This is a genomic window from Sphingobacterium sp. GW821-FHT03E03, assembly GCF_059420745.1.
This window is the reverse complement of sequence record NZ_JBWKUH010000015.1, coordinates 60,949-72,948: the sequence shown is the minus strand read 5'-3', so window position 1 is coordinate 72,948 and position 12,000 is coordinate 60,949. Positions and strand designations below refer to the sequence as shown.

The following is a 12,000-nucleotide window of genomic DNA, read 5'->3' as shown; positions in this document are numbered from 1 at the left end:
TATTTGTGAATATCGTGTAGTCTTATGCTAACCTCAGTTGAATACTGATTATTAAGCCGAAGAATTAATTGCTTATTTAAATTAATTCTAAATTATTGCAAATCTAAAAAATATTCTGATACTAAAAAATTAATACGGGCTAAATTTGCTCTTTAAGCCCCTCTTTCGTTTTTTTTTATCCAAAGCAGACAAACCCAACTTGCAAATCCAACAAAATTATCTTAGTTTACTTCAACACTAAGGAAGCAACATCATGAATATGGTATCGTCCAATCTTTTTCCGACAAGTTCTTTTGAAGGTAAACCGGGTCATAAACTCTTCTATCGTATATTTGAACCTGTGGACCAAAAGGCAATCGCGACAATATTGATTGTCCATGGCATGCAGGAACATAGTGGCCGATATCAAATGCTTACCAATCATCTGACTGACCGTGGTTTTGCTGTACTCACCTATGATCAGTTGGGTCATGGGAAAACGGCCGATAATACGGGTGAATTAGGGTATTTCCAACGATCCAGTCCAGTGGAACAACTTGTCCAGGATGCGTTAACAATGAGCACGGTATTGCAACGAAGCTATCCCGATCAACCGCATTTTATCTTGGGGCATTCCATGGGATCATTTGTTACCCGTTGTGCCTTACAACAAGCTGGAGATCGTTTTAAAGGGGCAATAATCGTTGGAACGGGCGCACGGCAAAAGGGATCCATAGCTTTTCGTATGCTATTGGCTGTTCTCAATTCCTTTGCACCTAAAAAACGAAGCCGATTGATTAACAGCATATTTGATCAGCGTAATAATGCCGGATTTAAAAATGAGCCCAATCAAAATAACAGCAACTGGCTGAGTGTCAACAAAGCGAATCGTCTTGCTTTTATCGAGGACCCACTCTGTGGTGGTTTATTTACGAACAATGGATTTTATACCGTATTGAGTTTATCGCTACGCGCGACAGATAAAGAACTATCAAAACACATCCCGAAAAATTTACCGCTATTATTTATTAGTGGACAGGATGACCCTATTGGTGACTTTGGGAAGGGAGTGGAACAAACCGCCGCACAATTACGCCTGCAGGGACAAAACGATATTACTGTAAAGCTGTATGAAGGCATGCGTCACGAAATACTCAACGAAGACTGCAGGGAAGATGTCTTTCAATTCATTGATCAATGGCTAGAGCAGCATTTAAGCTAATTGTAGCCAAGTATTTGGGCTAAACAATTGCTGTGACTCAAGCATCTCATCTAGTAGAGATAAAATAGCCGTTAGCAGTAGTAATCCAATTTCCGTCAAAATGTTAATCAAAACTATTTAAAGACAGGTGCGACCTTTTCCACAACGCTACTTGTCTCCCCCTCAATCGTAGGCCAATCTTCTTTCCAGATTACCCTATCCAATAATAGCATGCGGCGATTACCCCCTGTAGAAACGCGTGGCCGTTTTGGCTCCATGGCGTGATAAAGCAACCAATCATTGCCCTGATCATCGGTTATAATCCGCGAGGTATGCCCAGTTCCGACAAATTTATCATTACCCTTCAGCAATAAGGTTCCATTACCCCTTTGGGCTAAATCACGGCCTTTCTGATCCAGATAAGGGCCTTTCAAATTTTTCGAACGCCCTACAAGTACGTGATATGTACTTTTCTCGCCTTCGCAACAGGATCCCTTTGAGCCGATAAAGTAATAATAGTCTTTTCTTTTATGGATCACCACAGCTTCAAAATCACCAGCCGCAACTTTAAATTTCTTATTCAAATCTGGTACTTGCGTTCCATCGTTATCCAGAGGTACTCCATAAGTCCCTTGTGTAGCGGCATCGCTAAAACTTCCCCAGAAGAGGTAGTTATGGTCCTTTTCCCTGAAAAAATAGGGATCTATTGAATTGGGTACATCGATTGATTTACTATCGAACAGTTTACCCCGATCTTTAAATGGCCCTTCGGGTTTGTCCGCTACTGCCACTCCAATACCGGGATTAGGATCTCCCCAGGTGGAATATGCATAGTACATCAGGTATTTTCCATTCAATAAAACCACATCAGGTGCCCAAATCCCACCTGCTGGCTTCCAGTTTGGTTTGGTTGAAAATGCTGCCCCGATCCAGGTCCAATGCACGAGATCTCTTGACTGCAAAATTGAAACTAGACGCTGCCTTTTGCCGTCGCCCCAGTTGTCCGCCGTTCCGTAAGCATAAAATAATTTATCCTGCGGATTACGTACCACCGTAGGGTCCGCAAGTATCGGTTCAAAAACAGGATTTATATAGGTTGTCTTCTTTACGGACGCCCCCGTAGCGTGTACAGTTTGTGCACCTAAACCTGAAGAACTCCCACACGAATTCAACAGGCTCAGGATTACACCTATTCCAATCCAATATTTTAGCAACATTGACAGTAACATTTTATTATTTTTATTTTATCCCGATACTACCCACCCCATTGTATCCGGAAAACTATTTATAAGCCGCTATAATCTCCATGAATGGATTCTAAGCATTGACTGATTTACTTTGTTGTTGCTTGATATAAGGCCTGATGGGCAGTATTTAATTCCGCTTCAGGCATTTTTACTACTTTACGATCATAGGTCATTAAACCGTTGGTTTCTACCTCCACATCTGTTGTCTGTGTATAAACTGCAGCCGACAATCCCATTGGAATCAGTCTTGTCAGATCACGGATCAGTTGCTTATATCGTTCGAGAAGTTCTGTTTTATTTTTAAAGCTCTGGTATCCCCAGTTATCCTTTTGCTGCCAGGAGTGACCATCTATCGGCAGTCCCAGTCCTCCAAATTCACCAAGTGCGAGTACCTGTTTCGCTCCAAATAATTTGGGATCCGGCATGGCTGCATCCGGGTAATTGTGTATATCCAGTATATGACCTGTTTCCATAAAATTACCACCACTGGCACTGTTTACCAATCGGGAAGGATCATTGGCCATTGTCCATTCGGTAATCTCCTTTGTCTTAAACTGACCCCAGGCTTCGTTAAAAGGTACCCAGATCACGATGCTCGGGTAATTGTGAAGCACGTCCATGATGGTCTTCCATTCTTTTCTGTAGTATCCTTCCGACTCCTGCGAACGGACTTTATCCCGATTTCCACCTGATATTTTTCCAGGTTGCATATCCCAATGATTTCCCCCCAGGTCACCGCTTGGCATATCCTGCCACACAAGCATACCAATGCTATCACAATAGCGATACCAGCGTGCAGGTTCAACTTTAATATGCTTACGGATCATATTAAAGCCCATTTCCTTTGTCTTGACCACATCAAATTTTAAAGCTTCATCCGTAGGAGCGGTATGTAAACCATCGGGCCACCAGCCCTGATCAAGTGGTCCATATTGAAAGGTAAACTTGTTGTTCAACAGCATGCGCTGTATCCCATTTTCGTCTTTCTCCATTGAAATTTTACGCATGGCAAAATAGCTTTTTGCCTGATCAATGACCTTACCTTTGCGAAGTAACTGAATTTCTAGGTCATAAAGTTTTGGATTACTCGGTGACCAGGCTTCCAAATTTGGAACAGAAAGATCAAAGTCTGCATTTGGTTGTCCCACCTGTTCTTTAATCACTTGAGTTCCGTTTAATGCCCGCACTTTAATTTCATCACCCACTTGACTACCTGCTACTGTGGCCTGGAAGGCAAGCACACCTTCATCTAATCTTGGCGTCTGTTTTGTTTTCACAATGTAAGACTTTGGTACACTTTCTAACCATACCGTTTGCCATATCCCTGTAACCGGTGTATACCAGATACCATTGGGACGGTTAACCTGCTTTCCTCTAGGTTGTGGCCCATCATCCGTCGGATCCCATACGCGAAGGGCAATCTCTTGCTTAGCTCCTTTCTTGAGATAAGGGGTCACATCCATCGTAAAAGGGTCGAAACCACCTTCATGTCTTCCGACCAATTGATTATTTACGTATACATCACATTGCCAGTCCACCGCTCCAAAATGGAGCAACACATTATTCTTATTGACAGACTTGTCCAAAGTAACCGTATTGGTATACCACAGCGCTTTATCCTTACCAACTTCCTTCCCTACACCAGAAAGCGCAGATTCTATGGCATAAGGAACCAAGATACTTCCATCCCACTGCTGCGGAATTTCTTTTGTATTTACTGGGGTAATGGCATATTTCCATAAGCCGTTTAAATTTTGCCAGTTATTGGTTCTCACCAGTTGCGGTCTTGGGTATTCTGGATGAGGCTTTTGTGCTGTTACTTTTTCACCCCAAGAAGTCAGAATATGCGAACCAACAGGTTTCCATTCCTGCGCAAAATTCATTTGAGCAGCCATCATCAGACTGGCAAAAAACAAGGTTTTCTTCATCATAAAAATCGTTATGTCATTTATATCTTTAATTACTTTACGGTTGGAAACGCCGCGATACGTAAACGGGCGGCACCCATCGGAATCAGTTCAACCTCTTGTACCGCAGCTTGACTCGCTACAGGACTCAATGGCAATACCCCTGTCAATCCATTTTCATCTATTTTCCAACCATCTACTTTTTTTGCTTTGACCATAATAGAGATCGGTACTGCATCCGCCTCAAATGGAAAAGCGTCTTTTGGCCAAGCCCGCTTGACGACCTTCAATTGATCCGGTGCTGTCAACTGATTTTGAACAAGACCATAATTCCAATCACTTGCCGGAAGGATCTCATAGGAAGGCCATTTGGTTGGATCGGCGGTTTCCTGCCATTTTGAGTCTCCAATAGCTGAAGCTTTGCTGTCCTTCTGCACATAATTCTCTTTGATCTTCAAGGCATAGGTCAATGGTCCCCGTTGAATACTCACCGCATTTTTATTCGCTGTCCAAGTATTCAATACAATGGACATCGGCAGTGAAAGTTCGACCTGATCGTTATCTTTCCATTTTCGGTCAATCCGGATATACTTTGCCCCCGGTTCAACCTTTTCTGTCTTTCCATTAATTTTGATGTGTGCCTGTTTTGCCCAAGCCGGGATCCGCAAGTAAAATGGGAAACCAATTGTCTTTCCATTTGTTCCGATGACAAAGCGAATAGACTCTTCAAATGGATAATTAGAGCTTTGTTGAATTCGGATCTTTTGATTATTTCCGACCTTTATATCTGCATTGGATGCTGCATATAATACCGCGGCAACGCCATTATCGTTAGTCGCCATATAGAGATGCTCCGCATAATATGGCCATCCCTGACTATGGTTGTGCTGGCAACAACGCGAACTAAAGGGATTCATCATCAAAAATGGGCCATTGTTATCAATGCCCGGGGCATGATTGTGGCTATCGCTAATGCTCATATTGGGGCTAGTGATATAACGTAGTGCCTTAAAATCAGCGGTTACCGCCGCTGGATAAGTATTGAAGGCCACATCTTCGGCGTGATCCGCCCAAAAAGGATCACCTGTTATCCCCAGCAGAATCTCATTGGAAGCCATCTGTTCAACCATACCACAGGTTTCGACGCCCTGTCGAGGGTCAGTATACCCTGGACGAGCATTTTCATCTGCACCAAACATGCCGCCCGGCACCTGACCGAATACCTGCCGGACAAAGTGAAAATTAGCGTAGGTCGCCTTGAGGTCGTCGCCGGACTGGCTCTTAAGATAGTAGGTAGCCGGTTCCCTGAAACATTGTGCGATATTGACATTGTGCCAATTGGGTAAATCATTCTTTTGTCGCCAATTTGCTGTATTGCGATGGATTTTATCGGCCAAATCCATCAGCCATTCATTCCCTTGCGTCCGATTATAAAGCCAATAAACTGACAATAAATTGTCTCCACCACGACTGTTCTCCCAGTAATCTTTTAGGAAAAAACTATCAGGTAGATTCGCCTGCCACTTAAAGTAATTGGTCATCAAGGTCAGAACACGTTGATCTCCGCTATATTCGTAATAGGACTGCAGGCACCAAAGCATAATCATATTACCCCATAAGTCCGGTTTATTGTTGCGCAGGATCAGGGGGCCAAAGTAACCGTCCGGTCTTTGGCTCTTTATAGCTGCTTCCAACCATATTTTTGATTCTGCTATTATTTTGGGGTCTTTCAGAATATAGCCCAGGTTTGCATAACCTTTTAACCAATAAGGAACTTCTTCCCAACCGTATTCCCCTTTCCCATCTGTACTCAACCAGGCATTATTTTTCTTGGATAACCAAGCACTAATTTCTCCCAGGTGCCCTGTAAGACCGTCCTTCTGTAATTCCAAATACTTTCCTAACCAACCTTGAGGAACAATGCTACCTACGGGCAGTTTCAGCAGCGCATTCTGTTTTAATGGTAAACGGTTATTAATATAGTTTAAATTCTTCCCTTCAACCGGTAGCTGATCAACAGCGATTACGGCATTGTTTTGCGCTGAACTTAGAAAACAAATTCCAATTAAATAAGATAATAGGCCTATTTTTTTTGTCATTATTGGCTTGATTAGTTTTATAACTGATTACCCAAAATTAAACTTTAATCAATGAGTTGGATGATTGATTTTTCTCAAAAAACTGCCTATTTGTATCAATAGAAGAAAGCACATCTCTATCGAGATGTACTTCCAAAACCAATCATTATTAATATGTATTATTTTACCGAAAAACGGTACAGGGATTTCGTTTGATAGACTTGTCCAGGACTTACAACTGTCGTTGGAAACTTGGGTTGATTTGGTGCATCTGGAAAATGCTGTGGTTCGAGACAGAAAGCTGTTCGGAATGCATCCTTTTCCCCGTTTTTTAACTGCACTTGCTCATTCATAAAATTGCCGCTATAGAATTGGATCCCCGGTTCATTCGTCAAAATATCCATGACAATACCTGACTTATCGCCTACGACATGTGCGGCTTTATACCATTCTCCTTCCTTGTCTTTGTTCAAAACAAAGTTATGGTCATAACCTTTTCCATAACTGAGTTGCTGATCATTTGTATTAATATCTTTTCCGATCGCTTTGGGCGCAGTAAAATCGAAAGGAGTTCCTTTCACCGCTATCAATTGGCCGGTAGGTATCAATGTACTGTCAACAGGCGTATATTGATTGGCAAACAATTGAAGTTGATGATCCAGTATTGTACCACTCCCCTCTCCATTCAGATTAAAGTAAGCGTGATTTGTTAAGTTAATGACTGTTTTTTTTTCGGTTTCGGCACGGTAAGCAATCATCAATTCATTATTGTCATTCAGCGAATAGGTAACTTCCATCTGAATATTACCCGGAAACCCTTCCTGTCCATCCGGCAATGTATACGCGAAAGTAAGGGATGACTGATCGGCCTTCTTTAAGATCCAATGTGCAAAATGTACGCCCTTAAAACCGCCATGCAATGTATTTGGACCATTATTCACCGCCAATGTATAGCTCTTATCATCCAATTTAAATTTCCCTTTTGCGATCCGATTGCCAAAAGGCCCTACAATAGTCCCAAAAAATGGCTCTTTGGGATTATTGTAATCACCTGCCTTCGCGAATCCCAAAACCACATCACGCAATTTCCCCTTGTTATCGGGCACCCAAAGGCCTACCAGGCGTGCGCCATAATTTGTAAAATAGGCCTGTACACCATTCTTATTGGTTAATTCGTATAAATAGACTTTTTTCGTATCAATCGTTGTGCTAAATGATGAAGTGTCCATTAAGGCTGCGACAGTGTCGTTTGGGCTGGTTTTTGAACTATTCGTTTGCTGACAAGACAGGCAACAATAACTAAGTATACCAGAAATACCCAGCAACATCAATTTTCCTTTCATTTGTTATGATTTAATGGTTTATAATCTTTATTGAATGACAAATATGTTGTTTTCTATATTTTTTATAATTTTATTGGTTACAATACAAATACTAAAATCCTAATTTTTTTTATTTTTTTTTGGATTAAATTGTTTCAATTTTGAGCTATTTTGTATCAATAACCAAATGATCATGATCAACCTAAAGCCAGTCCGTTTTCTATCTTTCTTGTTGCTGTTTCCTTTTCTGATCCAGGCACAACCCTATTACTTCAACCATTATCAGATTAATGAGGGGCTTTCAAACAATGCCGTGATCTGTAGTATGCAAGATAGCTATGGGTTTCTCTGGTTTGGCACGAAGGATGGCTTAAATCGCTTTGATGGAAATAGTTTCAAACATTTTGATGCCTCGGCTTCTGACAAGAGTAGTTTAGGAGGCAATAATATCATCTCCCTGAAAGAGGACTTCAAAAAAAGAATCTGGATTGGTACCGATCAGGGGATCTATTGTTACAATCCCATCGACGAACAGTTTAAGTTATTAAGCAAACAGTTTGAGCATGCAGATGTACCCGTTATCATTACGGACCAAAGAAAAAGGATCTGGTTTATATCCAATGGGATGCTCTACTACCACAATCTGATCAGCAACGAAATCAAACAGATTACCACATCTGATCTTTATATTACCGCTGTGAGCTGCACAACAAATGGAACCATTTTCTATGGTACTCCAGAGGGTAAAATCTTCCAGATCAATAGTTCAGATAAACCCTCACTCCTATTGGATTTTCAGGTAAAATATGGTTCAAAAGATTGGTTCAGCATAGAAAAAATCACGGAGAACCGTAAGGGGGAACTCATGATCGGCACCTCTAAATCTGGCGTTTATGTTTACGATTTTAAGGAAAAAACTTTAAAATCTATGCTAGGCCCGGACCGAATCAAGCAATTTCTTTATGTCCGGGATATCCTCCAACCGAATGATACTGAATATTGGTTTGCGACCGAATCAGGGTTATTTATTTATCAAATTGCCGACCAGAGCTTTATCAATATTCAAAAAGAACAGGAAAATCCATGGGGTATTTCCGACAACGCGGTTTACAATATCCTGCAGGATAAAGATGAAGGAATCTGGATCGGTACTTACTTTGGTGGAGTCAACTACTATCACAAGAACAATAGTATTATCGAAAAGTTTTTACCTCAGGACAAACCCGGTAGCTTAAAAGGTTCTGTCGTACGTATCATTACCAAAGACCCGACAGGCAAGGTCTGGATCGGAACCGAAAATGGTGGTTTATCGAAACTAGATCCCAGTTCAGGACAGATTCAAAATTTCTCTGAGAAAAAGGGAAATCTGGCGAACAATAATATTCATGGAATCCTGCCCTTTGACAATAAATTATTAGTCGGAACTTTCGTCAATGGCTTAGATATTTTCGATCCCATACAAGAAAAAGTTGTTTACCATATCGATCGAAATAGTTCCCCGAATCCCGATCTACAGAGTAATTTTCTCTTTTACCTGTATAAAACTAAGAAGGGAGAAATTTTGGCAGCCTCCACCCGAGGTTTGTATCGTTTTGATTTCGTCAATAAATCCTTTCATTTGATACGCAGCGTTCCGGAATATATGTTTTATACGACCGTGCTTGAAGATAAACAGGGAAATATCTGGTTAGGTACCTGGCGAGATGGCTTGTATTGTTATAATCCCAATAATGGAGATCTCAAGCATTATACGCATCAAAAGGACAATCCGAGCTCTCTTCCAAACAACCGCATCAATAGTCTATTTGAAGATTCTAAAAAACAGATCTGGATAGCAACAGAAGGTGGAATGGCGAAAAAAATCCCCACAGGTGAAGGCTTTGAAAAGATTGGTATAAAAGAAGGAATGCCCAGTAATGTGATCTTGGCCATTCTTGAAGACCAGCAAAACAATCTTTGGGTAAGTACTTCTAAAGGGCTTGTCCGTTATCACTTATCGAATGGAAAAAAAAGGATTTTCAACCTGGAATCGGGCCTACCTTCCATTCAGTTTAATTACAATTCTGCATTTGATGATGGCTATGGTCGTTTTTACTTTGGCACTATCAATGGTTTGATCCGTTTCGATCCAAAAAAACTCAATCAGATCAATTATAATACCCGGATCCCGATCTATGTCACCAACCTTTATATCAATAACAAAGCAATCAATCAGTATACAGACGGGCATATCCTTTCGAAATCCATTTTATTCACGGATAAGATTCAATTGAAACATGATGAATCATCGTTTAGTCTCGATGTGGCGGCACTTCATTATCAGGCCCCCCATTCTGTCCATTACAGCTATAAGATGGAAGGTCTTGATAACAATTGGGTCGATATCACCGGAAATCAACGGGTGTATTTCACTAAACTCGCACCGGGAAGTTATGTTTTTACTGTCAAAGCTGAAGATCCCAATGGAAATGTCATCCCCACTGCTGCAAGTCTTAAAATTGTTATTCTGCCGCCTATTTGGGCGAGCGTACCGGCCTATATCTGTTATGCGCTCATTCTTATTGGCCTGATTATATTTATTATTTATCATTTTAATGAAAAGATAAAACAACGTAACCGCCAACATTTGCTGACGGTGCAGAATCTTCGGGAACAGGAGCTCTATCGGGCGAAAATCAATTTTTATACGGATGTAGTACATGAAATACGTACACCATTAACATTGATTAAAGCCCCTTTGGAAAAACTCATGGACAAAGTCGAACACAACCCAGTAACAGATAAACTGCTTTCAACCATGCAGAACAATACAGAAAAACTAATTGCGCTCAGTAATGAGTTGCTGGATTTTAGACAGGTCGAAACTGAAGGTTTTAAATTACATTTTGAGCTGGCAAATATTAGTCAGACAGTGCAAAAAATCAGCAACGATTTTGGTGTCACTATCCAAGCGCAAGGAAAGAGTATGCAGGTTTTAATCACTCCTGACATCATTGGCTCCGTTGCGACAGACGCTTTTGATAAGATCTGTTATAACTTGTTTAATAATGCTCTAAAATACTCATCAGAGTTCATTGAAGTGAATTTAGAGGCGGATAAACAGAAAAATATTGCTATATTGACGGTGAAAAACGACGGTGCATTAATTCCTTCGGAGGAAAGGGAAAGAATTTTCGAACCATTCAATCGCTTAAAACAAAATAAGAACATTCCAGGCAGTGGTTTAGGCTTGGCGTTAACAAGATCCTTGGTTTTAAAACATCAGGGCAGTTTAGTGTATGATATTGAAAATTTTCAATGGAATGTATTCCGCCTAACTTTACCACTAAACCACAACTCAAACCAATAATTATGAATGCAAAAGCCAATTTATTAGTGGTAGATGACCATGCTGAATTACTTGAATTTATTGCAGATGACCTCAATGAGGATTACCATATCACCACAAGTACAAATGGAAATGAGGCCTTGGATCTACTTGCATCTGAATACTTTGATTTGATCATCAGCGACGTGATGATGCCCGAAATGGATGGCTATGAACTCTGCCAAAAAATTAAAGAAAACATCGCTTACGCACATATTCCTGTTATTCTATTAACAGCAAAAAATAGCATAGAATCAAAGATTCAAGGCCTGGAATATGGTGCTGATGCTTATATCGAAAAACCCTTTTCGCCCGCATTTTTACGAGCACAAATTGCCAGCTTGCTAAAAAACAGGATTAAAGTCAAGGAATTTTTCATCAAGAATCCGATGTCTCAAATCCAGCAAATCGGACAGAACCAAAACGATCAGGATTTCCTACTCAGGATAGAGGAAATCATTATGCAACATTTGGATGACCCACAATTTAATGTCGATCGGATGGCGGATATACTTTGCATGAGCAGACCAACCTTGTATCGAAAAATCAATCTGGTATCGAGCCTGTCGCCAAATGAGCTAATCAATCTGACCAGGCTACGGAAAGCGGCAGAACTACTTAGTTTACGGCAATATAAAGTCTACGAAATTTCCAATTTGTTAGGCTACAGTTCGGCGACGCATTTTTCCCGAAATTTCCAAAAACAATTTGGACTCAGCCCGACGGAATTCCAGGAATCGCAGTCGAAATAATATTTTTCTCGGATGGTAGCTTCGGTTAAAATCGCGATTTGCGTTAAAGATGCACTCACCTTCAAACTGAAAATTTAACGGCGGATTGTAGGTATCTGATTGAAAAGATCGCAAAGAACCTGTCTTGAAACACGTTCAGGCATTCTG

Annotated in this window: 7 protein-coding genes; 3 read left to right on the top strand and 4 right to left on the bottom strand. The window is 40.8% G+C overall.

Annotated elements, in window-relative coordinates; translation table 11 throughout:
* The first annotated feature begins 253 nt into the window (after positions 1 to 253).
* The gene (locus AC07UV_RS16640; RefSeq protein ID WP_495184564.1) at positions 254 to 1,201 is read left to right on the top strand and encodes an alpha/beta fold hydrolase; all 948 of its coding nucleotides are present in this window, start codon (positions 254 to 256) and stop codon (positions 1,199 to 1,201) included.
* Positions 1,202 to 1,314: 113 nt separating this feature from the next.
* On the opposite strand, the gene AC07UV_RS16635 is transcribed toward AC07UV_RS16640, so the two are convergent.
* From AC07UV_RS16635 to AC07UV_RS16620, 4 genes are all read right to left on the bottom strand, one after another.
* A complete protein-coding gene (locus AC07UV_RS16635) occupies positions 1,315 to 2,397 on the bottom strand; it encodes a family 43 glycosylhydrolase (protein ID WP_495184563.1) in 1,083 nt (360 codons plus the stop codon).
* A 116-nt stretch (positions 2,398 to 2,513) separates the two neighbouring features.
* The gene (locus AC07UV_RS16630; protein WP_495184562.1) at positions 2,514 to 4,358 is read right to left on the bottom strand and encodes a glycoside hydrolase family 2 protein; all 1,845 of its coding nucleotides are present in this window, start codon (positions 4,356 to 4,358) and stop codon (positions 2,514 to 2,516) included.
* 29 nt (positions 4,359 to 4,387) lie between these two features.
* Positions 4,388 to 6,433, bottom strand: a complete 2,046-nt coding sequence (locus AC07UV_RS16625; RefSeq protein WP_495184561.1) for a beta-L-arabinofuranosidase domain-containing protein — start codon at positions 6,431 to 6,433, stop codon at positions 4,388 to 4,390.
* 158 nt (positions 6,434 to 6,591) lie between these two features.
* A complete protein-coding gene (locus AC07UV_RS16620) occupies positions 6,592 to 7,755 on the bottom strand; it encodes an aldose epimerase family protein (RefSeq protein ID WP_495184560.1) in 1,164 nt (387 codons plus the stop codon).
* A 172-nt stretch (positions 7,756 to 7,927) separates the two neighbouring features.
* On the opposite strand from AC07UV_RS16620, the gene AC07UV_RS16615 reads away from it, so the two are divergent.
* Positions 7,928 to 11,083: a ligand-binding sensor domain-containing protein gene (locus AC07UV_RS16615; RefSeq protein ID WP_495184559.1), complete on the top strand. Its 3,156-nt coding sequence runs from the start codon at positions 7,928 to 7,930 to the stop codon at positions 11,081 to 11,083.
* Between the two features lie 2 nt (positions 11,084 to 11,085).
* Positions 11,086 to 11,853, top strand: a complete 768-nt coding sequence (locus AC07UV_RS16610; protein WP_282255604.1) for a response regulator transcription factor — start codon at positions 11,086 to 11,088, stop codon at positions 11,851 to 11,853.
* The last annotated feature ends 147 nt before the right edge of the window (positions 11,854 to 12,000 follow it).

Bases quoted from the DNA above. Each gene is read 5' to 3' on its own strand.
- AC07UV_RS16640 (WP_495184564.1), top strand. From the start codon at position 254: ATGAATATGGTATCGTCCAATCTTTTTCCGACAAGTTCTTTTGAAGGT.
- AC07UV_RS16635 (WP_495184563.1), bottom strand. From the start codon at position 2,397: ATGTTGCTAAAATATTGGATTGGAATAGGTGTAATCCTGAGCCTGTTG.
- AC07UV_RS16630 (WP_495184562.1), bottom strand. From the start codon at position 4,358: ATGATGAAGAAAACCTTGTTTTTTGCCAGTCTGATGATGGCTGCTCAA.
- AC07UV_RS16625 (WP_495184561.1), bottom strand. From the start codon at position 6,433: ATGACAAAAAAAATAGGCCTATTATCTTATTTAATTGGAATTTGTTTT.
- AC07UV_RS16620 (WP_495184560.1), bottom strand. From the start codon at position 7,755: ATGAAAGGAAAATTGATGTTGCTGGGTATTTCTGGTATACTTAGTTAT.
- AC07UV_RS16615 (WP_495184559.1), top strand. From the start codon at position 7,928: ATGATCAACCTAAAGCCAGTCCGTTTTCTATCTTTCTTGTTGCTGTTT.
- AC07UV_RS16610 (WP_282255604.1), top strand. From the start codon at position 11,086: ATGAATGCAAAAGCCAATTTATTAGTGGTAGATGACCATGCTGAATTA.